The sequence below is a fragment of the Micrococcus sp. FDAARGOS_333 genome (genome assembly GCF_002206575.2).
GTDB classification, from domain to species: domain Bacteria; phylum Actinomycetota; class Actinomycetes; order Actinomycetales; family Micrococcaceae; genus Micrococcus; species Micrococcus lylae.
Genome location: NZ_NJFJ02000001.1, coordinates 2,336,854 through 2,361,073, shown reverse-complemented (window position 1 = coordinate 2,361,073; position 24,220 = coordinate 2,336,854). Strand labels below are relative to the sequence as shown.

The following is a 24,220-nucleotide window of genomic DNA, read 5'->3' as shown; positions in this document are numbered from 1 at the left end:
CACACGAGCACGCAGGCGCCGGGTCGGGCCACGGACCCGGCGCTTCGCCGTGACCCCATGGCCCGCGCCGCGGACGGTGACGACCGCTTCTGCTGGGTCCCCCCGGTGCCGGCACGGCAGCCGAAGACCCGGTGGCAGCGGACATGGCCCCTACTGGTCGGTGGACTGATCACCCTGGCGGTGGTGCTGACGTCCCTCTTCGTGGGCGTCTATGACGTGGTCAACGCCGAGGGCGGCTGGGCGATGTTCCAGACCACCCGCGTGCCGCGCACGGTCTCCCTGGTGCTCGCCGGGTCCGCGATGGCGATGGCCGGCCTGGTGATGCAGTTGATGACGCAGAACAGGTTCGTGGAGCCCACCACCACGGGCACCACCGAATGGGCCGGGCTGGGCCTGCTCGTCACGCTGATCCTGTTCCCGGGTGCCCCGCTGATGGTCCGCATGGTCGGCGCCATCGTGTTCGCGCTGGCGGGCACGCTCGTGTTCTTCCTCTTCCTGCGGCGGGTGACCCTGAAGTCCTCGCTGATCGTGCCGATCGTGGGCATCATGCTCGGCGCCGTCGTGGGGGCGGCCTCCACGTTCCTGGCCCTGGAGACGGACATGCTCCAGCAGGTGGGGCAGTGGTTCAACGGTTCCTTCACGTCCATCGTCGGCAGCCGCTACCTGCCGATGTGGGCCACCCTCGTGGTCCTCGTGGCCGTGTTCGTGATCGCCGACCGCTTCACCGTGGCGGGCCTCGGCAAGGACATCGCCACGAACGTCGGCCTCAATTACACGGCGGTGGTCTTCACCGGCGTCACCATGGTGGCGCTGGTGACCGGTGTGACCACCGTGGTCATCGGCTCCCTGCCGTTCCTCGGGCTCGTGGTGCCGAACCTGGTGTCCATGGTCCGCGGCGACGACCTGCGGTCGAACCTGCCGTGGGTGTGCATGGTCGGCGTGTGGATCGTGGGCGTCTGCGACATCCTCGCCCGCGTGGTCATCGCCCCGTTCGAGGTGCCCGTGTCCCTCATCCTGGGCATCGTCGGCGCCGGCGTGTTCGTGTTCCTGCTCGTGAGGAGGCGCCGCGGTGCCTGACGTGCTCAAGACCACCAGTGCCGGACCGGACTCCGCGCAGGCCCCCGCCACCTCGGCGGACAGGCCGCGCCAGTCCGGGCCGTTCACCGACTCCCGCCACCGCACCCGGTACATCCTGCTGGTCGCGGTGCTCGTTCTGGTCTCGGCCGGCTCCACCCTCGGCATCCTGCTCTGGGACAACAAGGCCGCCCCGGGCACCCGTGCCTTCGAGCTGATCGTCGGCATGCGCATGGACGCGCTGGTGGTGATCGCCGTCGTCGCGTTCTGCCAGGCCTTCGCCACGGTCTCCTTCCAGACCGCCACGGGCAACCGGATCATCACGCCCTCGATCATGGGCTTCGAGGCCCTGTACACGGTCATCCAGACCGCCACCGTCTTCTTCCTGGGTGCCGCGGGCCTGACGCTCTTCGCCGGGGGATCGCAGTTCTTCCTCCAGGCCGGCGCCATGGTCCTGTTCGCCACGGCGCTCTACACGTGGCTGCTCTCCGGCCGGCTCGGATCGATCCACATCATGCTGCTGGTGGGCGTCGTGATCGGCGGCGGCCTCGGCTCGCTGTCCTCCTTCATGCAGCGCATCATGGACCCCAACGAGTTCGACCTGCTCACCGCCCGGCTGTTCGGCAACATCGGCAACGCGGACACGGCCAACTTGAAGTACGTCATCCCGATCGTCGCGGTGACCGGCCTGGTGATCTGGCTGCGGGCACGCCGCATGAACCTGGTGGCGCTCGGTGCAGACGTGACCAACAACCTGGGGCTGAACCACAAGCGGGAGGTCATGGTCTCGCTCTTCCTGGTGTCCGTGCTCATGTCCATGACCACGTCCCTGATCGGTCCGATGACCTTCCTCGGGTTCCTCGTGGCCACCCTGGCCTACTCGGCCACGGACACCTACGACCATCGGCTGGTGCTGCCGGTCGCGTTCCTCATCGGCTATGCGATCCTTTCCACCGCCTACTTCGTGCTGCGGCACGTCTTCTACGCCCAGGGCGCGGTGACGGTGATCATCGAGCTCGTGGGCGGACTCGTCTTCCTGTTCGTCATCATGCGGAAGGGCCGTCTGTGATCACCCTCGAGAACGTCTCCAAGACCTACGGCGCCGAGACGACCATCGGCCCGGTGTCCTTCGAGATCCCCGCCGGCGGCGTGACCGCCCTGGTCGGCCCCAACGGCGCCGGCAAGTCCACCGTGCTCACCATGATGGGTCGTCTCCAGGAGGCGGACTCCGGCACCATCACGGTGAACGGCAGGGACATCACCGGCACCCCGTCCCGGGAGCTGGCGAAGACCCTGGCGATCCTGCGCCAGGAGAATCACTTCATCACCCGCCTCACGGTCCGCCAGCTGGTGGGCTTCGGCCGCTATCCGTACTCCAGGGGCCGCATCACGGTTGAGGATGAGAAGTACATCTCCGAGGCCATCGACTTCCTCAACCTCACCGCGTATGAGAATCGATACCTGGACCAGCTCTCCGGCGGTCAGCGCCAGCGTGCCTACGTGGCCATGGTGCTGGCACAGGACACGGACTACGTGCTGTTGGACGAGCCGTTGAACAACCTGGACATGCAGCACTCGGTGCAGATGATGAAGCAGCTGCGCCGCACGGCGGACGTCCTTGGCCGCACCGTGGTGATCGTCATGCACGACATCAACTTCGCCGCCGCCTACGCGGACCAGATCGTCGCCATGAACGACGGTCGTGTCTCCACGGTCGGCACCCCGGCCGAGATCATGCGCCCGGATGTGCTCCAGGGCATCTTCCACACGCCCTTCGAGGTCGTGGACGGCCCCGCCGGTCCGCTCGCCGTCTACTATTGAGCACTGCGTCGGCGACGACGGCCCCCTCCCCTCCGGTGCCCCCGCCCCGGCGCGGGGACGGGCGGAGCTGAGGGGTCGTCGTCGTGCCCCGGCGAGGCCGCAGGCAGACGCGCGTGCACGCCCACAGCGGACAGCTGGCACTCGCCTTGACCGAGTGCCAGGCGGGTTCCTAGAGTCATGGATGTTGGCACTCGGGCCCTCCGGGTGCCAAGAATCCAGAACACCTCTGCCATCCGGCACCCGCGACGACGGTTCGGCAGTGACGAGTCGAAGAAGAAGGAGTGTGCAGCATGTCTGTCTCCATCAAGCCCCTCGAGGACCGCATCGTTGTCCGCCCGCTCGAGGCCGAGCAGACCACCGCGTCCGGCCTCGTGATCCCGGACACCGCCAAGGAGAAGCCGCAGGAGGGCCAGGTCGTGGCGGTCGGCCCGGGCCGCGTCGCCGAGAACGGCAACCGCGTGCCGGTGGACGTCGCCGAGGGCGACGTCGTCCTGTACTCCAAGTACGGCGGCACCGAGGTGAAGGTGAACGGCGAGGAGTACCTGGTGCTCTCCGCCCGTGACGTGCTGGCTGTCGTCACCAAGTGACCCGCCGCGACGGGCCCGGCGAGCGGCGCGCACCGCACCGGTGCGCGCGCCCCGGGCCCCTCGCGTCTTCGCACCCTCTGACTCCCTGAATGAAAGGAGCGTCCGTCATGGCCAAGCAGCTGGCTTTCAACGACGACGCACGCCGCGCCCTCCAGGCCGGCATCGACAAGCTCGCCGACACCGTCAAGGTCACCCTCGGCCCCAAGGGCCGCAACGTCGTCCTGGACAAGGCCTGGGGCGCGCCCACCATCACCAACGACGGCGTGACCATCGCCCGTGAGGTGGAGCTGGACGACCCCTACGAGAACATGGGCGCCCAGCTCGCCAAGGAGGTCGCGACCAAGACCAACGACATCGCCGGCGACGGCACCACCACCGCCACCGTCCTGGCCCAGGCCCTGGTCAACGAGGGCATGCGCCAGGTGGCCGCCGGTGCCGCCCCGAACGAGGTCAAGAAGGGCATCGCGGCCGCCGTGGACGCCGTCGAGCGCCGCCTGCTCGAGAACGCCCGTCCGGTCGAGGGCAAGGAGGTGGCCCACGTGGCCGCCATCTCCGCCCAGAACGACGAGGTCGGCGAGCTGCTGGCGCAGGCCTTCGACACCGTCGGCACCGACGGCGTCATCACCATCGAGGAGTCCTCCACGACCTCCACCGAGCTGGACGTGACCGAGGGCATGCAGTTCGACAAGGGCTTCCTGTCCCCGTACATGGTGACCGACGCCGAGCGCCAGGAGGCCGTCCTCGAGGACGCCTACGTGCTCATCAACTCCGGCAAGATCTCCAATGTGCAGGAGCTGCTGCCCCTGCTGGAGAAGGTCCTGCAGTCCAACAAGCCGCTGTTCGTGATCGCCGAGGACGTGGAGGGCGAGGCCCTGTCCACCCTGGTGGTCAACAAGATCCGCGGCACCCTGAACGTGGTGGCTGTGAAGGCTCCGGGCTTCGGCGACCGCCGCAAGGCCATGATGCAGGACATCGCGATCCTCACCGGCGCCCAGGTGGTCTCCCCGGACCTGGGCATGAAGCTGGAGCAGGCCGACCTGGACGTGCTGGGCACCGCCCGCCGCGTCACCGTCACCAAGGACTCCACCACCATCGTGGACGGCGGCGGTGCCGCCGACGAGGTGGAGGCCCGTGTGGCCCAGATCAAGGCCGAGGCCGCCGCCACCGACTCCGACTGGGACCGGGAGAAGCTCCAGGAGCGCCTGGCCAAGCTCGCCGGCGGCGTCGGCGTGATCCGCGTGGGCGCCGCCACCGAGGTGGAGCTCAAGGAGCGCAAGCACCGCATCGAGGACGCCGTGTCCTCCACCCGTGCGGCCCTGGAGGAGGGCATCGTCGCCGGCGGCGGCACCGCCCTCATCAACGCCCTGGCTGTCCTGGACGAGGACGAAGCTGTCCAGAGCCTGACCGACGACGGGCTCGTGGGTGTGGACATCGTCCGCAAGGCCCTGAAGCAGCCGCTGCGCTGGATCGCCCAGAACGCCGGTGAGGACGGCTACGTGGTCGTCTCCAAGGTCGCGGAGATGGAGCCCAACCAGGGCTTCAACGCCAAGACCGGCGGGTACGGAGACCTGATCGCCGACGGCGTGATCGACCCGGTGAAGGTGACCCGTTCGGCCCTGGCCAACGCCGCCTCCATCGCCGCCCTGGTGCTCACCACCGAGACCCTCGTGGCGGACAAGCCGGAGGACGACGAGGACGACCACCAGCACTGACGCCCCTTCCGTCAGGCATGGCGACGCCCCCGCACCCTCGGCAGAGGGTGCGGGGGCGTCGCCGTCGAGGTGGATGCTCAGCGGGCGCGAGTGCTCAGCGGTCGCGAGTGCTCAGTGGGACGAGTGTCATCGTGGCGGCGGGCGTCCACGATCTCCTCCTCGTCCTCCATGATGTCCGCGCGCTCGGCGTTGTAGCGGTCCAGGTCGAGGATGTGCTCCTGCTTGGCCACGAGTGCCGGGATGAGCGCCTGGCCGGCCACGTTGGTGGCGGTGCGGCCCATGTCCACGATCGGGTCCACGGCCAGCAGCAGGGCCATGCCCTCGAGCGGCAGCCCCGCGGTGGACAGGGTCAGCGTGAGCATCACGGTGGCGCCGGTGGTGCCCGCGGTGGCGGCCGAGCCCAGGACGGAGACCAGGACGATCAGCGCGTACTGGCCCAGCGAGAGGTCGATGCCGAAGAACTGCGCCACGAACAGGGCGGCGATCGCCGGGTAGATCGAGGCGCAGCCGTCCATCTTGGTGGTGGCGCCCAGCGGCACGGCGAAGGAGGCGTAGCCGGTGGGGACGCCGAAGTTCCGCTCGGCCACGCGCTGGGTCACCGGCAGGGTGCCGATGGAGGAGCGGGACACGAACCCGAGCTGCACCGCCGGCCACACGCCGGAGAAGTACTGGCGCACCGAGAGGCCGTGCAGCTTCGCCAGGGCCGGGTAGAGCACGAAGAGCACCAGGGCGAGGCCGAGGTAGATCGCGACCACGAACTTCACCAGCGTGCCCATGGTGGTCCAGCCGTAGGAGGCCACCGCGTTGCCGAGCAGGCCCACGGTCCCCAACGGGGCCAGACGGATGATCCACCACAGGACCTTCTGGATCACGGCCAGCACGGAGCGGGAGAAGGACAGGAACGGCTCGGCCTGCGCGCCGACCTTGAGCGCTGCCACGCCGACGGCGATGGAGACGACCAGCACCTGCAGCACGTTGAAGCTCGGCGAGACGGAGACGGCACCGGACTCGGCCACGGACGCGGAGGCCTCCAGACCGAGGAAGTTCGCCGGGATCAGGCCCTTGAGGAAGTCGAGCCAGCCGACCTCGCGGGCGGTGTAGTCGGTGGGGGCCTGCTGTCCGGTGCCGACGCCCGGCTGCACCACGGCGCCGACGGCGATGCCGATCAGCACGGAGACCAGCGAGGTCAGGGCGAACCAGAGCAGGGTCTTCGCCGCCAGGCGGGCGGCGTTGGTCACCTGCGCCAGGTTGGCGATCGAGGCGACCACCGCGAAGAACACGAGCGGCACCACGGTGGCGCGCAGCAGGGAGATGTAGGACGAGCCCAGGGTGGCCAGGCCCTCGCCCAGCCACGTGGGGGTGTCCTCGGTGTGGCCGGTGGCGCGGGCGAGCAGGCCCAGGGCCAGGCCCACCACCAAGGCGATGAGGATCTGCGGGCCGAAGCGCGTGTACCAGGCGGAGGGTCGGGGGCGGTCGGAGGCACGCGCGGCCGTCTGCTCGGCGGCGTCCGAGCGCGGGGGCGTGGGGGAGGCGTTCTGCGAAGTCATCGGGCGACGATAGGCCGGGTGCGGGGCAGGGGGCGGCCCGGGGGTCATCCAGGGCAACAGTCGTGATCGTGGACACCAGGCGACGTGCTCGGGCCGTCGGGCGGGCCGACGGCGGCAGGTGAGCTTCCCCACCCCGCGGCCGCCCCGTGTGTGCGCGGTCGTAGACTGTCAGGCACCGGTGCTGCGCGCCGATGCCTGATGCCGTCTCCCGCTCGAAAGGTTCTGCGCCCGTGAACGTCACGTCCTCTGGTCCGTCGCCGGATCCCGTCGCCACCGCCGCCGACCCGTTCGGGTTCTTCGGCCTCACCTACGACGACGTCCTGCTGCTGCCGAACGCCACGGACGTCATCCCGGCCGACGCCGACACCTCGACGCGCCTGACCCGGCGGATCAGCCTCAACATCCCCATCATCTCTGCGGCGATGGACACCGTGACCGAGGCGCCGCTGGCCATCGCCATGGCGCGCCAGGGCGGCATGGGCATCATCCACCGCAACCTGTCCATCGAGGACCAGGCCTCCCACGTGGACCGCGTGAAGCGCTCCGAGTCCGGCATGATCACCGACCCGGTGACCATCGGCCCGGACGCCTCCCTCGCCGAGCTGGACGAGCTGTGCGCCCGGTACCGCGTCTCCGGCCTGCCGGTGGTGGCCGAGGACCGCACCCTGCTGGGCATCATCACCAACCGGGACACCCGCTTCATCCCGCAGGAAGAGTGGCAGACCCGCACGGTCGAGACCGCCATGACCCGCATGCCGCTGGTCACGGCCCGTGAGGGCATCTCCCGCGAGGAGGTGCTCGAGCTCTTCTCGCACAACCGGGTGGAGAAGCTGCCGCTGGTGGACCGCAAGGACCGCCTCACCGGCCTGATCACCATCAAGGACTTCGACAAGGCACTGAAGTACCCGGACGCCGCGAAGGACGAGGAGGGCCGCCTGCGCGTCGGCGGCGCCGTCGGCTTCTTCGGCGACGGCTGGGAGCGCGCCATGGCGCTCGTCGAGGCGGGCGTGGACGTGCTCGTGGTGGACACCGCGAACGGCCACACCCACGGTGTGCTGGACATGATCGCCCGCCTGAAGAAGGAGAAGTCCGCCCGGCACGTGGACGTCATCGGCGGCCAGGCCGCGACCTACGCCGGGGCCAAGGCCATCGTGGACGCCGGGGCGGACGCCGTGAAGGTCGGCGTGGGCCCGGGCTCCATCTGCACCACCCGCGTGGTCGCCGGCGTCGGCGTCCCGCAGATCACCGCCATCTACGAGGCCGCCAAGGCCGCGATCCCGGCCGGCGTGCCGCTGATCGCCGACGGCGGCCTGCAGCACTCCGGGGACATCGGCAAGGCCCTCGTGGCCGGCGCCGACTCCGTGATGCTCGGCTCCCTGCTCGCCGGCACCGCAGAGTCCCCGGGCGACCTGGTCTTCTACCAGGGCAAGCAGTTCAAGGCCTACCGCGGCATGGGCTCCCTGGGCGCCATGCAGACCCGCAACGGCCAGCGCTCCTTCTCCAAGGACCGCTACTTCCAGGCCGACGTGCCGAGCGAGGACAAGCTGATCCCCGAGGGCATCGAGGGCCAGGTTCCCTACCGCGGCCCGGTGGGCGCCGTGGTCCACCAGCTGGTGGGCGGCCTGCGCCAGACCATGTTCTACACCGGCTCGGAGACCGTGCCCCAGCTCAAGGAGCAGGGCCGCTTCGTGCGCATCACCGCCGCGGGGCTGAAGGAGTCCCACCCGCACGACATCATGATGACCGTCGAGGCGCCGAACTACCGAGGCCACTGACACCGGCCGGCCGCACCGGCCGAAAGCGCCGCCGCGAGGGGTGGGACCGCACCGGTCCCGCCCCTCGTCGCATGTCTGCACCGGCGCGGCTCTCGACTACCCTGGAGGGGTGAGCAACGAGATCGAGATCGGACGTGGCAAGCGTGGCCGTCGGGCCTTCTCCCTGGACGACGTGTCGGTGGTCCCGGCGCGTCGCACGCGTGACCCCGAGGACGTGAACCTGTCCTGGCAGATCGACGCCTTCACGTTCGACATGCCGGTGATCGGCGCCCCGATGGACTCCGTGATGTCCCCGGACACGGCCATCGCCCTGGGCCGGCTCGGCGGCCTCGGCGTCCTCAACCTCGAGGGGCTGTGGACCCGTCACGAGGACCCGACCTCCCTGCTGGAGGAGATCGCCTCCCTGCCGGACGAGCCGGGCAGCCCGGAGGTCACCCGCCGCCTCCAGGAGATCTACTCCGCGCCGATCCGTGCCGAGCTGATCACCGAGCGTCTGAACCGGATCCGCGAGTCCGGCGTCGTCGTGGCCGGCTCGCTCACCCCGCAGCGCACGCAGGAGTTCTACCGCACGGTCGTCGAGGCCGGCGTCGACCTGTTCGTCATCCGCGGCACCACCGTCTCGGCCGAGCACGTCTCGACCGCCAAGGAGCCGCTGGATCTGAAGAAGTTCATCTACGAGCTCGACGTCCCGGTGATCGTCGGCGGCGCCGCCGGCTACACACCGGCGCTGCACCTGATGCGCACCGGCGCGGCCGGCGTGCTCGTCGGCTTCGGCGGCGGCGCGTCCTCCACGACCCGCCGCGCACTGGGCATCCGCGTGCCGATGGCCACCGCCGTCTCGGACATCGCCGAGGCCCGCCGCGACTACATGGACGAGTCCGGCGGCCGCTACGTACACGTGATCGCCGACGGCGGTCTGGGCACCTCCGGCGACATCGTCAAGGCGATCGCCATGGGCGCCGACGCCGTCATGCTCGGCGCCACCCTGGCCCGCGCCACGGACGCCCCGGGCGGCGGATGGCACTGGGGCGGCGAGGCAGCCCACCCGGTGCTTCCGCGCGGCCACCGCACCCGCGTCGGCCAGGCGGCTCCGCTCGAGGAGCTGCTCTGGGGCCCGGGGCGCCAGACCGACGGCACCACGAACCTCATGGGCGCCCTCAAGGCGGCCATGGCGACCTCCGGCTACACCGAGCTCAAGGATTTCCAGAAGGTCGAGGTCATCGTGAACCCGGCCGTCGGCGCCTGAGCCCCGCACCGGCCCCTGCCCGGCAGGGGCCTCCGGAGCCGCCCCTCCGGCACCCGCCACCGTCCCCGACCCCCTTTCGGAGCTGAACCGCGTGCTGCGCACCGCCCTGAAGCCGTTCTGGCTGCTGATGCTCGTGCTGACGATCGTGGTGTCCGGCGTGTTCGTCTACCTGTCCAAGTGGCAGTTCGAGAGCGCCGAGACCGCTGCGCCGCCGCCGCGCGAGCAGACGGAGAACGCGGTCCCGCTCGTGGGCCACATCAGCCCCGCCGAGCCGCTGCTGGCCTCCCAGGCGGACCAGGTGCTCGAGTTCTCCGGCACCTTCCTGCCGGACACGGACGTCGTGGTGGACAACCGCCTCCTGCGGGGAGAGGACGGCTACTGGGTGGTCTCCGCCTTCCGCCCGGACGAGGCGCCGGAGGGCGCCCCCGAGGGCATCGTCATGCCGGTCGTGCGCGGCTGGTCCGCGGACCCCACCGCGGCCGACCCCGCCCCGGAGGGCGAGGTGACCGTCACCGGCCGCCTGCTGCCGCCCGAGGGGCCGCTGCCGCGGGTGAAGGACGGGCCGGACACCGGCGGCCGCATCCTCGTGGACAGCCTCTCGGCGGCCCAGCTGACGAACTTCTGGGACGTGCCCTCCTACGCCGCGTTCGTCGCGGCCTTCGAGGTCGTGGACGCCGCCGGCGCGGACGTGGGCGTCGGCGCCGCCGAGGGCGGCCTGGAGCCGGTGTGGGTCGCGCCGCAGCCGGACGAGACCACCATCGTGTGGCTCAACGTCTTCTACGCCGTCGAGTGGATCATCTTCGCCGGCTTCGCCCTGTACCTGTGGTGGCGCTTCGTCCGTGACGACCACGCCCGCGAACTGCGCGAGGCCGAGCTCGACGCCGAGTGGGAACGGACCTGGCGCGCCGAGGAGCTCGAGCGACGCCGTTCCGAGGCGGCCCGGGCCAAGGAGGAGGCCCGCCGCGCCTACGCCGCCTACCACGGCCTCGACGCGGCGACCCCCGCAGACCAGACCCCCGCAGACCGCAGCCCCGGGGCCGGACGCCCCGACGCACCCCAGGAGTGAGCATGAGCCAGGACCACCCGACCCCGGACCCCCGCCACGAGCCGATCGACCCGGACACCCTGCCGGACCCGGAGGACATCACCGAGGACGACCTCGGCCCCGCCCCCGCCCGCCCCCAGACGCGCCGCCGCTTCGCCGGCACCCGCCAGGAGATCCGTGGGGCCAAGACCTTCTACAAGGTCTGTGCGTGGATCACCGGCGTCATGCTGCTGCTGCTCGTGGCGGAGATGATCGCGAAGTACGGCTTCGGCAACGAGATCTTCGCCGGCGGGGTCACCGCGGACGGCGTGGAGAACACCGTCGGCTTCCACCCGGAGGACTCGGTCACCGGGGGAGTGAACCTCTCCAGCGCCATCCTGATCGCCCACGGCTGGATGTACGTGGTCTACCTGTTCGCCGGCTTCCGCGTGTGGAACTTCATGCGCTGGAACCCGCTGCGGCTGTTCCTCATGGCCGGCGGCGGCGTGGTCCCGTTCCTGTCCTTCATCGTGGAGAAGAAGATCGACCGGGACGTCGAGGCCGAGCTGCACCGCTTCCCGGACGCCGCCCTCCGCTACTGACCCGCCCCCGGCGCCCCGGCGGGGCGCCCGAGACTTGCCCACGACGGCGTCGGCTCACCAGAGCCGGGCGCGCGGCCGTCGTCGTCCCCCCGCCTCCGGTGGCTCGACTATCCTGGACGGGTGACTGAGAACGCACCCCTTGAGGAGAACGCCACCGAGCTGGCCGAGGTGATGCCGACCGTCCTGGTGCTGGACTTCGGCGCACAGTACGCCCAGCTGATCGCCCGCCGCGTACGCGAGGCCAACGTCTACTCCGAGGTCGTCCCGGCCTCGACCCCCGCCGAGCAGATCCTGGCCCGCAAGCCTGCGGCGCTGGTGCTCTCGGGCGGCCCGTCCTCGGTCTACGAGGAGGGCGCCCCCCAGCTCGATCCGGCGCTGCTGGAGGCCGGCGTGCCCGTGCTCGGCCTCTGCTACGGCTTCCAGTCCATCGCGCATGCGCTGGGCGGCACCGTGGCGAGGACCGGCACCCGCGAGTACGGCTCGACGCGCCTGGAGACCGTGGAGTCCGACTCCGTGCTCTTCGCCGGCCAGGACGACGACCAGGTGGTCTGGATGTCCCACGGCGACGCCGTCACCGCGGCCCCGGAGGGCTTCGCCGTCACCGCCACCACCTCCGGTGCGCCGGTCGCGGCGTTCGAGGACCGCGAGCGCCGCATCTTCGGCGTGCAGTGGCACCCGGAGGTCGGCCACTCCTCGCGCGGCCAGGAGGTCATCTCCCGCTTCCTGCACGAGGGCGCCGGCCTGGGCTCGGACTGGACCGCCACGAACGTGATCGACGAGCAGGTCGCCCTGATCCAGGAGCAGATCGGCGACGCCCGCGCGATCTGCGCCCTCTCCGGCGGCGTGGACTCCGCCGTGGCCGCCGCCCTGGTGCAGCGCGCCATCGGCGACCGCCTCACCTGTGTCTACGTGGACCACGGCCTCATGCGACAGGACGAGTCCGCACAGATCGAGAAGGCCTTCGGCGAGTCCACCGGCGGCGCCCGCCTGATCATGGTCGATGCCCGCGAGGACTTCCTGAGCGCCCTCGCCGGCGTCACGGATCCCGAGCAGAAGCGCAAGATCATCGGCGAGCGGTTCATCCGCACCTTCGAGAAGGCCCAGGCGGACATCGTCCGGGAGTCCGCGGACGACCCGCACGCCCCGGACGTGAAGTTCCTGGTGCAGGGCACCCTGTACCCGGACGTCGTCGAGTCGGGCGGCGGCGACGGCACGGCGAACATCAAGTCGCACCACAACGTGGGCGGCCTGCCGGAGGACATCGAGTTCGAGCTCTGCGAGCCGCTGCGCGCCCTGTTCAAGGACGAGGTCCGTGCCGTCGGCTCCGAGCTGGGCCTGCCGGACGAGATCGTCTGGCGCCAGCCGTTCCCGGGCCCGGGCCTGGGCATCCGCATCATCGGCGAGGTCACCGCCGAGCGCCTGGACCTGCTGCGCGCCGCGGACGCGATCGTGCGCACCGAGATGACCGCCGCCGGCCTGGACCGTCACATCTGGCAGTGCCCGGTGGTACTCCTGGCGGACGTCCGGTCCGTGGGCGTCCAGGGCGACGGCCGCACCTACGGCCACCCGATCGTGCTGCGCCCGGTCACCTCCGAGGACGCCATGACCGCGGACTGGGCGCGCATCCCCGAGGACGTGCTCGCTCGGATCTCCAACCGCATCACCAACGAGGTCGACGGGGTCAACCGCGTGGTCCTCGACATCACCAGCAAGCCGCCGGGCACCATCGAGTGGGAGTGAGCGGCCGGGGCGACCGCCATGGACTCGGGCCCTGAGGGTCCTTGCCCGCGGCGGTCGCACCGCCGTTCCCGCCCCGTCCGACACCGCCCGACGACCTCGCATCCCGCGCACCGTCCCCGCGTGGACCAGGAAGGACCGCACCGACCGTGACCGAGCACCAGTTCCCGCGCCTGAACCGGGCCCGCGCCGCCGCCTCCGGCGAGACCGCGGGCGACGAGCAGCGCCCGGACCCGGCCACCTGGGTCTCCTCGCTGGGCTCCGGGGCCGAGAATGACACGATGCTGCGGTTCGCCCCGTCGGCGCAGAACAGCATCGACGTCACGCAGGGCAACAGCTCCGGCCTGTCCCAGCTGATGCTCGGCCGCCGCACCCGCCTGTCCACGCTGCTGCGGTCCGAGGAGGAGCGCGAGCAGGCCCGCAGCGTCTCCCTGGCCCTGCGCGCCAAGGTCCGGGAGCTGTCCGAGGAGCGCGGCATCGACGTCGGCGCCCTCGCCGTGGGCGTCGCGTCCTGGACCGCGGTGGAGGACGGTCGCCGGGAGCGACGCTCCGCCCCCGTGCTGCTCGCCCGGGTGGCCACCGCCATGCGCCGTGGTGCCCGTGGCCGGGACGAGATGGAGGTGCAGATCATCGAGCACGCCGAGCTCAACCCGGCGCTCGTGCGCAATCTGCGCCGTCACCACGGCATCGAGCTGGACCCGGAGCAGTTCCGGCACGCCGCCTACGCCATGGCCCGCCTCGAGCCGGCCCCGGCGCTGCACCTGCTGCAGGAGAAGGCCGGCCACCTCACCGACTTCGAGGTCGAGCACCGCCTGCTCATCTCCACGTTCGCGGACCTGGGGGACACGGCCCGTGTGCCCGAGTCCCTGGAGCACCGCCCCGTGGTGCAGGCCCTGTACGACGCCGGCACCGGCATGGTCCCGCGCCGCCGGAGCCTCGAGGACACCGGCCTGCTCCCGGTGGCCCAGCGCCGCGCCGCGGACGAGCGCCACGTGCTGGACGCGGACCCGTCCCAGCAGCGTGTGCTGGACCATGCGCTCGCGGGGGAGTCGTTCCTCGTCCAGGCCGCCCCCGGCACCGGCCAGACCCAGACCGCCGCGAACCTGGCCGCCCAGCTGGCGTGGGACGGCAAGCGCGTGCTCGTGGTGGCCGAGCGCTCCGCGGCCCTCGAGGACTTCCAGGACCGCCTGGACTCCGTGGGACTGCGGGACATCGTGCTGGACGTACCGGCCCACCCGGAGGCCGAGCCGCTGCGTCGGCAGCTCGTCCAGGCCGTGCTGCGGGCCGAGCGGGCGCCGGACCCGGAGACCGGCCCGCTCCAGCAGGAGCTCGCCGCGCACCATGCCCGCCTGTCCGAGCACGTCTCCTCGCTGCACCACGTGCGTCCGCGGTGGGGCTGCTCGCCGTACCAGGCCATGCAGGCCCTCGCCGCGCTGACCTCCCTGCCGACCTCCCCGTCCACCACTGTGCGCCTGAACCGCTCCGTGCTGGACTCCACCGTGAACCGCCAGGCCGTGGCCGAACAGCTGGTCCGCGCCGGCGAACTCGGCGCGTTCTCCGCCGCCTCCACGCAGTCCCGCTGGTTCGGTGCGCGCGTGCGCAACGTCCAGGAGACCGAGGCGGCCACCGAGCTGGCGGAGGAGCTGGCCGCGCGCCTGGCGATCGCCCGCCGCGCCGTCGAGTCCGCCGCCGGCGAGGCCGGCCTGCGCCCGGCGGACACCGTGGCCGGCTGGGCTGAGCAGGTCGAGCTCTACCACGCCGTCCGCCGGTCCCTGCAGACCTTCACCCCGGAGGTCTACGCGCAGGATGTGCCCGCCATGGTGGCCGCCACCGCCTCGAGCTCGTGGCGCCGCGGCCACATGGTGGAGATGTCCTCGGTGACCCGCGCCCGCCTGCGCCGCGCCGCCAAGGACGTCGTGCGTCCGGGCATCCACCCGGAGGACCTGCACGCCGCCCTCGTCCAGGTCGAGGAGCAGCAGGCCGTCTGGGCCCGCTTCGCCGGAGGGCCGTCCACCCCCACCGCTCCGGGCATCACCGACCGCGCCCTGGACGCCGTCGCGGACGTCGTGGACCGTCTCGACCGCCTGCAGGAGGTCCTCGCCGCCGAGCAGACCGAGGACGTGCAGCTCGTGGACCGGGACGTGGACGAGCTCGCCGCGCTGGTGGACGGCCTCGTCGCAGACCGCGACACCCTCGCCTCCCTGCCGGAGCGCACCCTCGTGCTGGACCAGCTCCGGGACCACGGCCTGGACGAGCTGCTCCAGGACCTGCACCGTCGCGAGGTGCCGACGGCCGGCCTCACCAGCGAGCTCGAGCTCGCCTGGTGGCAGTCCGCCCTTGAGGCGATGATCTCCGGCGACGACTTCCTGGCCATGATGGACGGCCCGGCCCTCACCGGCGTCGAGCGCCGCTACCGCGAGCTGGACCGGGCCCACCTGGATTCCGGCGCCGCCCGCCTGCGCCATCACCTCGGCACGCAGTGGAAGGAGGCCCTCGGCCGCTTCCGCGCCGACGCCTCCGTGCTGCGCACCATGCTCAAGCAGGGCAGCGTCACCGTTTCCGGGCTGACCACCCTCGCCCCCGAGCTGCTTCAGCCGCTGGTGCCGGTGGTCACCACCTCGCCGATGGCCCTCACGGAGTTCGGCGACGAGTGGGAGGCTGACGCGGTGATCCTGCTCGAGTCCGCGGCGACCTCGCTGGCCTCCGCCATGGGCGCCCTGACCCGTGCGAAGCAGGTCATCGCCTTCGGAGACCCGGTGCTCGGCCGCCCGCAGCCGTTCCAGGTCTCGGTGGACCCCACGGCCACCGCCGGCCCGCTGCGTCCGCTCACCTCCGCGCACAGCGCCCTCGAGCAGGTCCTGCCGAGCGTGCCGCTGCGCACCATGCACCGCGGCCTTGAACGCACCCTCGTGCGCATCCTGTCCGCCGCGGATTACGAGGGCGCCCTGGACGCCGTCCCGCACGCCGGCGAGCTCACCGGCCGCGACCGCCCCGTGGTGGCCCACTATCTCGAGGACGGCACCGGCATCCCGCTGACCGGCGGTGACGCCGTCGTATCCACCGTCGCGGACGTGACCCGCACGGTCGAGCTGGTGTTCGAGCACATCCGCACCCGCCCGGAGAAGTCCCTGGCCGTCATCACGGTCTCCGAGCAGCACGCCCGGAAGGTCGCCGCCGCGGTGCGCGCCACCGCCGCGAAGAACCAGTGGGCCCTGGACTTCCTGTCCCGCGGCCGCGGTGACGACGACGCCCGCGAGCCGTTCGTGATCGCCCCGGTCGTGCGCGCCGCCGGCATCGTCCGCGACGAGGTCGTGTTCACCCACGGCTACGGCCGCACCCCGCACGGCCGCGTGGTCCACCACTTCGGTGCCTTCTCCGACCCGGACGGCGCCCGCATGGTGGCCCTCGCCTTCACCCGCGCCCGGGAGCGCATGCACCTCGTCTCCGCCCTGCGTGCCGAGGACCTCGAGGAGGACCGCCTCTCCGGCGGCGCCCTGGACTTCTACCGGATCCTCCAGGCCTACTTCGGCAAGGAGCAGCAGGCGCCGGGCGTCGGCGTGCCGAACCCGCTCAACCAGGACCTCATCCGGCGCCTCGGCGAACACGGGGCGAAGGTGTGGCCGCTGTTCGGGTCCGTCATGGACATGGCCGTGTGGGACCCGCAGGGCGAGTCCGCGCCGCTGGCACTCGCCTCGGACGGCGCGGACACCTACACGGCGTTGACCGTGCGCGAACGGTCCCGCCTGCTGCCGGAGGCCCTCGAGGCCCGTGGCTGGGACCCGGTCACCCAGTGGACCATCGACGTGTTCGCGGACCCGGAGGTGCTGGCGGACCGCTACGCCGACCGTCTCGGCGTGGACGCCGACGCCGCGCACCCGGGCTGGACCGGTGAGGACGGGGACGCACAGCAGTGAGCGGGGACCCGGCGCCGGAGGGGCCGGAGCGGTCGGGGTCGGTCGGCGCTGAGAGGGACAGCGCGATGACCGGTGCGGACCGCCGGCCTGCGGTGGCGCAGCCGGCCGAGCCTCGCCGTGGCCCGCGCCGCGCCTCGGCGCCCGGCACGGGACCGGCGGGAGCGGACGGTGCCGAGCCGCGCATCGTGGGGCTCAACGCGGAGGCGAGCGACGCCGTCGTCCCGGGGACCGGTGGCCCCGCCGAGACGGACGCGCGCGGACGGTGGATCCTCGACCAGCGTCCGCCCCACTGGGGCTGAACGGGGCGGCACTGGGGCTGAACGGGGCGCCGAACCGGGCGTCGGCACCCGACGACGATGCCCTCGTTCCGATCCGGAGCATGAGAGGCATGCTCTAGAGCGGAACGAGGGCTTCCGCAAGCCTCGGCTCAGTCCGAAGACGACGAGGACGAGGACGACGACGAGGAAGATCGCGATCCCGATCCCGATCCCGAGCCCGAGGGCTCCGAGGGGGAGGACGACCCGCCCGAGCTCCGCGAATCGGTCCGGTAGAACCCACCGCCCTTGAACGTCACACCCACGGAGCCGTACTGCTTGCGCAGCGTGCCGCCGCACTCGGGGCACTCGGTGAGGGAGTCGTCGGTGAAGGACTGGACGATGTCGAAGGCGTGGTCGCAGTCCTTGCAGCGGTAGGCATAGGTGGGCATGGGTTCCTCCGTGGGGGAGCGGCGCATCGGTGCCGGTCGCGCCCGTGCGGGCCCGGCTCGATGCAGAATCCTAGTCCCGCTCCCCGGCACGGCCTGCGTCGGTGGGGTCCGCGTCGGCGAAAGGCGGGCAGAACCACACGAGTCCGCCCGCGGTGGCGACGCCGTGCACGGGCCGGTCGGTCGCCTCGGTCGGCACCTGACCGGCCGGCAGCACCTCGTCCGGGAACAGGAGCGCGACCCGGGGCAGCCGGTCCGGCAACGCGGCGAGGGCACGGTCGTAGTAGCCGCCGCCCTGGCCCAGCCGCATGCCCGCCGAGTCCACCGCGAGACCGGGCATGATCAGCGCCGCGGCCGTGTGCAGCGCCGACGTCGGCAGGCGCTCGCCGACCGGCTCCTCCACCGGGGCATGGGCGGACCGGGCCGTGGCCACGCCGGGTGTCCACGCCGTCCAGTGCATCCGCCTACCCTCGGCCGTGACGGGGACGAGGACCCGGGCGTCGGCGGCGTGGAGGCGGGTGCGCAGGGACGCGGTGTCCGGCTCCGTGGGCATCGGCAGGACGGTCGCGACCGTGGTGTCCGCGCCGGCCGCGGCACGCTCGGCGATCCGCGGCCCGAGCCAGGACCACAGGTGTCCCACCGCCGCCTCGGACAGTCGGGCGCGCTCGGCGGCGTCCCGTGCCCGACGGCGGCTGCGCACCTGAGTGCGCAGCCGCGCCTTGGCCTCGGCGCAGGTATCAGGGGTGTCCATGTCCCTCATTGTGCCGCCTAGGTGTACTCGGCCATGACGTTGGTGACAGATAGTCCGTTGACGATGAAGAGAACCTCCGGGTGAAGTGGGGCTTGTCAACGGCATCCCAATCACCACGGAGGTTCTCATGTCCCACGCTAACGCCCGGTTGACCCTGTATGGAAGGACGCTACTGGTCCACCGGGTTCTGGAAGAGGGCATGCCCGTGGCCCACGCCGCGGCCTTGATGGGCATCTCGCGTCAGTGCGCGCACCGGTGGGTCTCCCGTTACCGCACCGAGGGCGAACACGGGCTGCAGGATCGTTCCAGCAGGCCTCACCACTGTCCGAGCAGAACCAGCGCCCAGACCGAACAGCAAGTCCTTCAGGCCCGCAGCACGCACCGGCGGGGTCAGGACTGGATCAGCACCAGAGTCGGGGTCCCGGCCAGGACGGTGAACCGGATCCTGGCCCGTCACCAGATGCCTGCCCTGGCCTGTCTTGATCCGGTGACCGGGGAAGTGATCCGTTCTTCGAAGGCCACCACTCACCGGTATGAGAAAGACCGTCCTGGCCAGTTGGTGCACGTAGACGTGAAGAAGATCGGGAAGATCCCGGACGGGGGCGGGTGGCGTGCGCATGGCAGGGCGGCTACCGCTCCGCTCAAAGGACGTCGACCCAAGATCGGGTACGACTATGTGCACTCGATGGTCGACGACTGCTCCCGGCTCTCGTACAGCGAGGCCTTGCCGGATGAGACCGGGCCCACGTGCGCCGGGTTCCTGGCCCGGGCCGCGGTGTACTTCGCTGAGCACGGCATCGACAGGATCGAACGGGTCATGACGGACAACGCCTTGGCGTACAAGAACTCGCAGGCGTTCAAGGAAGCGGTCTCAGCTTTGGGTGCACGGCAGAAGTTCATCCGGCCGCACTGCCCGTGGCAGAACGGCAAGGTCGAGCGGTACAACCGGACGCTGGCGCAGGAATGGGCCTACAGCCAGGTCTGGGCCTCGAATACTGAACGCACGGATGCCCTTGCCCGGTGGCTCCATGAGTACAACACTGAGCGTGGCCACACCGCGCTTGGAGGCAAGACTCCCGCTCAACGAGTGTCATCAACGTGATGGCCGAGTACACCTAGGATCGGGGGCATGTCCTGGCTGACCGACCCCTGGCCCGCCGTGCTGCGGCACGACACTCTGACCGTGCGCCCCCTGGTGCGCGGCGACCGGCGGGACTGGGAGGAGCAGCGCTCCGCCAACGAGGAGTGGCTGACTCCCTGGGATGCCACCAGCCCGGAGCCGGGGAGCGGTCCGACGACCTTTGCGCAGATGGTGCGGTGGTACCGCCGCTCGGCGCGGCAGGGGCTGTCCTACACCTGGGCGATGGCGCTGGACGAGGACGCTCCGGGTCGAGACCGCCTGGTGGGGCTGATCAGCCTCGGAGGCATCCAGGGCGGTTCGGTGCGTTCCGGTGCGGTCGGCTACTGGATCGACCGTCGCCAGGCCGGCCGCGGGCTGACTCCCACCGCGGTGGCCATGGTGACGGATTGGGCCTTCCACGGGCTCGGCCTGCACCGGGTGGAGATCAACGTCCGCCCGGAGAACGCCCGCAGCCTGCGCGTGCCGGAGAAGCTCGGCTTCCGTCGGGAGGGGCTGCGTGAGCGCTACCTGCACGTGGCGGGCCGTTGGTGCGACCACATCAGCTACGCCCTCACCGTCGAGGAGGTCCCGGACGGGGTGCTCGCCGGGTGGTTGGAGAGCCGCCGGACAGGACTCGCCGGGGGGCTGACCGCGGCCTGAATCCGGCGACTGCCGGCGTGTTCGAGACGACACGCCGCGGTGAATGACAACCGTGTGATTCCAGCCGCTACGCTGGAGGCATGGATGAGATCAACACCCTTGCGGCGGAGCTCAACGCCGTCCTCGGCGTGTTCTCCGACCTGCGCGTCAGCGCGTCGTTGGTGATCCTCGCCCTCATCCTCTGGCTCGGATGGAATGTGGTCACGGCCGAGCGCAGACGCGCCGACGCCCGTGAGGCACACGCCGCCGAGGCCGCTGCTTCCCCTGCCGCTGACGCGGCCGTAGACTCCGCTTCGACGACCTCGCCTCAGGAGGGGACACCCATGACCAGCGCGTCCGCGCCGGCGCCCAAGCGCCGCACCTTCCGCCTTCCCGCCGTCCGCCGCCCCTCCTTCGACACCCGCCGCGCGGCTCCGGCCGGCGGCTTCCGTGTGCGTTGGGGCCGCACGGCCCTGTTCCTGGCTGCGGTCGCGCTGGCCGTGACCTTCCTCGTGACCGGTGTCGCCGCCGCCTTCGGCGCGGAGACCGTGACCGTCGCGGGATGGTCCCTGCTCGGAGCCCTCGCCGCCGTCGCCACCCTGCGCGTCCTGGCCGTCCGCGAGCGGAAGGCCCGTCGTGCCGCCCGCGCCGCCCGGGCCGAGGCCCACCGGGCACCGGCCCACATCGCCCGCGGCGTGCACGTCGCTCGGTCCGCCGGCCGCACCGCCGAGCCGGCGGTGGAGAGGACCGGGACCGCCGCACCGGTTGCTGCGGCGCCGGCGGAGAAGGCTGCACCGTCCGTGGACGTCCGTCCTGCCGCCGCGCAGGCGGCACAGACCGAGGCCTCGGTCGCGGAGCAGGCGCTGCCGGTCCGGGTGGAGGAGGCACAGAAGCCCCGCACCGTGGTGCTGCCGACCGTGCCCCGCCCGACCTACCTCGACGCTCCGGAGATGCAGCGCTCCGCCCCTGCTCGCATCGAGACCGCCGAGAAGGTGCCCTCCGGCGACGTGCGCCTGGCCGAAGGCGTCTCCGAGCTGCAGCGCCGTCGCCTGCGGGACCAGGCCACCCCGGCACTCGACCTCGACTCGGTGCTGGCCCGCCGCCGCGCCTCCTGATCGTCCGCAGGCCGCTCACGGCCTCCGGCACCCGTCACCGCACCTGACGCAGAACGGCCCGCCTCCTCATCGCCGAGGAGGCGGGCCGTTCCGCGTCTGCGCCCGGGCCCAGTCCGTCAGGAGGCCGGCGGGTAGTCGTCCTCATGGGCGAGGCGATATCCGACGCCGCGGACGGTGACGATGCGCTCGGCGCCGATCTTGCCGCGCAGGTAGCGCACGTACACGTCCACCACGTTGGAGCCCGGGTCGAAGTCGTAGCCCCAGACGCTGTCCAGCAGCTGCTCACGGCTGAGGGCCTGGCCCGGATGGCGCAGGAACTCCTCCGCCAGGGCGAACTCGCGGGCGGACAGGTCTACGCTCCTGCCGCCGATGCGCACGTCATGGGCCACCGGGTCGAGCTCGAGGTCGGCGTGGCGCAGGACCGGGTCCTCCGGTGCCGCCGGGGCACCGCCGCCGGTGACGCGCAGGCGCAGCCGGACACGGGCGACCAGCTCGGCGAAACGGAAGGGCTTCGGCATGTAGTCGTCTGCGCCGCCGGTGAGCCCGGAGACCGTGTCCTGGGCGGAAGAGCGCGCGGTCAGGATGATCACGGGGACGTCCTCGTCATGGACCCGCAGCCGGCGCAGGACGTCGAAGCCGTCGATGTCCGGCAGCCCCAGGTCGAGGATGATGAGTGCGAACGAGCCCGTCAGGGCGAGGCCGAGCCCCTCCTGACCGGTGTCCGCGACGGTGACGGAGAAGCCCTCCGCCTTCAGGCCCTTGGTGACGAAGCGGGCGATGCGCTCCTCGTCTTCGATGAGCAGGATCGGCGTCATGGTGTCGGTGCCTCCGGGGCTCGGTCCTTCGGTGGAGTGCGCAGGGGGATCTCCATGGCGAACACCGACCCGGTGCCCTCCACGGACTCGAGGCTCACGTGACCGCCGTGCGCGGCGGCGATCGCGGAGACGATGGTCAGGCCCAGGCCGGAGCCCTCCTGCCGGGTGCTGGCGCCGCGTCCGAAGCGCTCGAAGATGCGCTCACGGTCCTCCTGCGCCACGCCGATGCCCTGGTCACGGACCCACAGGCGCAGGGTGTCCCCGGCGACGGCCGTGCCGAGCTGCACGCGCGTCCCGTCCTCCGAGTAGCGGACGGCGTTGGAGGCGAGCTGGAGCCACGCCTGGGTGATGCGCTGCACGTCCAGCATCGCGGTGGTCTCGGCAGCCGACTCCAGGAGCCACTCCCGCTCGCCCAGCTGCGCGGCCTTCTCCAGCACGGCGGAGGTCAGGGCGGCCACGTCCACGGCCTCGGGGGTCACGAAGTCCGGGCGTGCGGTCTTGGCGAGCAGGACCAGGTCGTCGACGAGCCGGCGCATGCGCTGCAGCTCGTCCAGGGAGATGTCCATGGACTCGCGGACGTCCTCGGGGTCCTCGGGGTCCATCACCTCGAGGTTGCCCTGCACGATGGTGATGGGGGTGCGCAGCTCGTGGCCCACGTCGTCCAGGAGCTGGCGCTGCGAGGAGAACGCCGCCTCGAGTCGCTCCAGCATCTCGTTGAAGCCCGTGCTGAGTTTGGCGACGTCGTCGTGTCCGGTCACCGGCACACGGCGGGCGAGGTCGCGCTCGGTGATCGTGCGGACCGTGGCGCTGAGCTGGTCCAGGGGGGTGAAGACCCGGCGTAGGAGGATCCAGGCCAGCAGGACGACCACCAGGGTGGACAGCAGGGCGGCGAGCGCATAGCCGGAGTACGTCTCCTGCAGTTCGTCGATCTCGGCCTCCACGTCGAAGGCCACCAGCAGTGCACCGCGGTCCTCGGCGGCGGTGCCGCCCACCGGGACGACGGCGGCCCGGTAGGTCGTCTGACGGGTGGTCAGTGTGGAGATGCGCACGACGTCCGAGTCCTCGCGCTCCAGGGCCCAGGCGACGAGCTCGGGATCGTCCTCGAGACGCAGCTCGACCGCGTCGGCCGCGCCGAGGGTGGCTCGGCCGTTCTCCAGGCCGAGCAGGCCCTCGTTGCGGACGGGGAGGGTGCGGACCATGGCGACCTCGATGAGCTCGGACGCCGAGGAGATCGGCTTGCCGGTGTCCGGGACGACGCCGTTCTGGGACAGCAGGTTCAGCTCCGTGACCGTGCGGCCCAGGGCGTTCTCGATGCGCTCGTGCACCGAGGCCCGCTGCAGCAGGTAGGCCGTGACGCCGGAGAGGATGAGCGCCGCGATCGTCATCAGGACGAACAGGACGGTCAGGCGGACGCGGACGGGCGCGCCGGACCACAAGTGGCGGCGGGGTGACCGGTCAGTCGTCGTCCCAGTCGTCGTCATCGTCGTCCTCGTCTTCGTCCTCGTCGTCTTCGTCGTCGTCATCTTCCCATTCGTCGTCATCGTCGTCTTCGTCGTCGAGGACGGTCGGCGGAGCGGCGGGAACGCGGGAGAAGGTGGGCGCAGCGGCCGAAGGCGTGGTCGGCTTCGGTCTCGGGGCCGGCGGTGTGACCGGCTTCGGGTTCGGGGCAGGCGCCGAGGCGGAGGTCGGCTCCTGGCCCGGGGCGGACGAGGTCTTCGCAGAGGCGGCCGGGGCGTCGGGACGCCCGGGTGTCCGTGAGATCGAGGCGGCCGACGACGAGGCGTTCGAGGAGGCGGCCGAGCGGGAGGCGTCGGCTGCCGACGGGGCATCGTCGTCGCCGTCGCGCCCGCGCTCGGACGCGGTGTGCGAGGCGTCTTGGCTCGACGTGCCGAGGTGGATCTGAGGGCCCAGCTCCGTCTCCGACGGACGCAGGGACGGCATCGCGATGGCGACGGCGGCGACGACGGCGATCAGGGCGATGAGCACGGCCAGCCCGACGCCGATGGCTCTCTTCGTGAACATGGCTCCATGCTCCGGG

General features: G+C 71.6%; 21 protein-coding genes. 15 read left to right on the top strand and 6 right to left on the bottom strand.

The window, feature by feature from the left end:
• The first annotated feature begins 57 nt into the window (after positions 1–57).
• From CEQ11_RS10430 to groL, 5 genes are all read left to right on the top strand, one after another.
• Entirely contained in the window at positions 58–1,077 is a 1,020-nt protein-coding gene (locus CEQ11_RS10430) for an ABC transporter permease (protein ID WP_102957526.1), read from the top strand.
• A complete protein-coding gene (locus CEQ11_RS10425; RefSeq protein WP_088478562.1) occupies positions 1,070–2,143 on the top strand; it encodes an iron chelate uptake ABC transporter family permease subunit in 1,074 nt (357 codons plus the stop codon). The genes CEQ11_RS10430 and CEQ11_RS10425 overlap by 8 nt, the downstream gene beginning before the upstream one ends.
• A complete protein-coding gene (locus CEQ11_RS10420) occupies positions 2,140–2,895 on the top strand; it encodes an ABC transporter ATP-binding protein (RefSeq protein WP_088478561.1) in 756 nt (251 codons plus the stop codon). Before CEQ11_RS10425 ends, CEQ11_RS10420 begins: the two co-directional genes overlap by 4 nt.
• Positions 2,896–3,185: 290 nt before the next feature.
• Positions 3,186–3,482 carry a co-chaperone GroES gene (gene groES, locus CEQ11_RS10415; RefSeq protein ID WP_067191682.1) on the top strand — a complete coding sequence of 99 codons (297 nt, stop codon included), beginning with the start codon at positions 3,186–3,188 and terminating at the stop codon, positions 3,480–3,482.
• A 107-nt stretch (positions 3,483–3,589) separates the two neighbouring features.
• Entirely contained in the window at positions 3,590–5,194 is a 1,605-nt protein-coding gene (gene groL, locus CEQ11_RS10410) for a chaperonin GroEL (RefSeq protein WP_088478560.1), read from the top strand.
• 77 nt (positions 5,195–5,271) lie between these two features.
• On the opposite strand, the gene CEQ11_RS10405 is transcribed toward groL, so the two are convergent.
• A complete protein-coding gene (locus tag CEQ11_RS10405) occupies positions 5,272–6,741 on the bottom strand; it encodes a dicarboxylate/amino acid:cation symporter (RefSeq protein ID WP_088478559.1) in 1,470 nt (489 codons plus the stop codon).
• Positions 6,742–6,971: 230 nt separating this feature from the next.
• Here CEQ11_RS10405 and guaB point away from each other — a divergent pair, with 230 nt between their 5' ends.
• From guaB to CEQ11_RS10370, 7 genes are all read left to right on the top strand, one after another.
• Positions 6,972–8,516, top strand: coding sequence for an IMP dehydrogenase (guaB, locus tag CEQ11_RS10400; RefSeq protein WP_067191936.1), 1,545 nt, complete (start codon positions 6,972–6,974; stop codon positions 8,514–8,516).
• Between the two features lie 109 nt (positions 8,517–8,625).
• Positions 8,626–9,762 carry a GuaB3 family IMP dehydrogenase-related protein gene (locus CEQ11_RS10395; RefSeq protein WP_067191937.1) on the top strand — a complete coding sequence of 379 codons (1,137 nt, stop codon included), beginning with the start codon at positions 8,626–8,628 and terminating at the stop codon, positions 9,760–9,762.
• Positions 9,763–9,853: 91 nt separating this feature from the next.
• Entirely contained in the window at positions 9,854–10,828 is a 975-nt protein-coding gene (locus CEQ11_RS10390) for an SURF1 family protein (protein WP_102212855.1), read from the top strand.
• Between the two features lie 2 nt (positions 10,829–10,830).
• Positions 10,831–11,388, top strand: a complete 558-nt coding sequence (locus CEQ11_RS10385; RefSeq protein ID WP_102957525.1) for a DUF3817 domain-containing protein — start codon at positions 10,831–10,833, stop codon at positions 11,386–11,388.
• 171 nt (positions 11,389–11,559) lie between these two features.
• Positions 11,560–13,128 carry a glutamine-hydrolyzing GMP synthase gene (gene guaA, locus CEQ11_RS10380; RefSeq protein WP_088479017.1) on the top strand — a complete coding sequence of 523 codons (1,569 nt, stop codon included), beginning with the start codon at positions 11,560–11,562 and terminating at the stop codon, positions 13,126–13,128.
• Between the two features lie 146 nt (positions 13,129–13,274).
• Positions 13,275–17,039 carry a hypothetical protein gene (locus CEQ11_RS10375; RefSeq protein WP_088478557.1) on the top strand — a complete coding sequence of 1,255 codons (3,765 nt, stop codon included), beginning with the start codon at positions 13,275–13,277 and terminating at the stop codon, positions 17,037–17,039.
• Positions 17,040–17,104: 65 nt separating this feature from the next.
• The gene (locus CEQ11_RS10370; RefSeq protein ID WP_088479016.1) at positions 17,105–17,338 is read left to right on the top strand and encodes a hypothetical protein; all 234 of its coding nucleotides are present in this window, start codon (positions 17,105–17,107) and stop codon (positions 17,336–17,338) included.
• Positions 17,339–17,466: 128 nt separating this feature from the next.
• On the opposite strand, the gene CEQ11_RS10365 is transcribed toward CEQ11_RS10370, so the two are convergent.
• Positions 17,467–17,745, bottom strand: a complete 279-nt coding sequence (locus tag CEQ11_RS10365) for an FmdB family zinc ribbon protein (protein ID WP_088478556.1) — start codon at positions 17,743–17,745, stop codon at positions 17,467–17,469.
• Positions 17,746–17,815: 70 nt separating this feature from the next.
• Positions 17,816–18,493 (bottom strand): 5-formyltetrahydrofolate cyclo-ligase, encoded by a 678-nt coding sequence (locus CEQ11_RS10360; RefSeq protein WP_227718845.1) that lies wholly within the window; start codon positions 18,491–18,493, stop codon positions 17,816–17,818.
• Positions 18,494–18,620: 127 nt separating this feature from the next.
• Here CEQ11_RS10360 and CEQ11_RS10355 point away from each other — a divergent pair, with 127 nt between their 5' ends.
• From CEQ11_RS10355 to CEQ11_RS10345, 3 genes are all read left to right on the top strand, one after another.
• A complete protein-coding gene (locus CEQ11_RS10355; protein WP_088478831.1) occupies positions 18,621–19,595 on the top strand; it encodes an IS481 family transposase in 975 nt (324 codons plus the stop codon).
• A 27-nt stretch (positions 19,596–19,622) separates the two neighbouring features.
• Positions 19,623–20,273, top strand: coding sequence for a GNAT family N-acetyltransferase (locus CEQ11_RS10350; protein ID WP_088478554.1), 651 nt, complete (start codon positions 19,623–19,625; stop codon positions 20,271–20,273).
• An 80-nt stretch (positions 20,274–20,353) separates the two neighbouring features.
• Positions 20,354–21,367, top strand: coding sequence for a hypothetical protein (locus CEQ11_RS10345; RefSeq protein WP_088478553.1), 1,014 nt, complete (start codon positions 20,354–20,356; stop codon positions 21,365–21,367).
• A gap of 116 nt (positions 21,368–21,483) precedes the next feature.
• On the opposite strand, the gene CEQ11_RS10340 is transcribed toward CEQ11_RS10345, so the two are convergent.
• The 3 genes from CEQ11_RS10340 to CEQ11_RS12950 are packed head-to-tail and all read right to left on the bottom strand — an operon-like array spanning position 21,484 to position 24,204.
• Positions 21,484–22,182, bottom strand: a complete 699-nt coding sequence (locus CEQ11_RS10340) for a response regulator transcription factor (protein WP_088478552.1) — start codon at positions 22,180–22,182, stop codon at positions 21,484–21,486.
• Positions 22,179–23,663, bottom strand: coding sequence for a cell wall metabolism sensor histidine kinase WalK (locus CEQ11_RS10335; protein ID WP_102957524.1), 1,485 nt, complete (start codon positions 23,661–23,663; stop codon positions 22,179–22,181). The genes CEQ11_RS10340 and CEQ11_RS10335 overlap by 4 nt, the downstream gene beginning before the upstream one ends.
• Positions 23,638–24,204 carry a hypothetical protein gene (locus CEQ11_RS12950; protein ID WP_102957523.1) on the bottom strand — a complete coding sequence of 189 codons (567 nt, stop codon included), beginning with the start codon at positions 24,202–24,204 and terminating at the stop codon, positions 23,638–23,640. The genes CEQ11_RS10335 and CEQ11_RS12950 overlap by 26 nt, the downstream gene beginning before the upstream one ends.
• Positions 24,205–24,220: the final 16 nt, after the last annotated feature.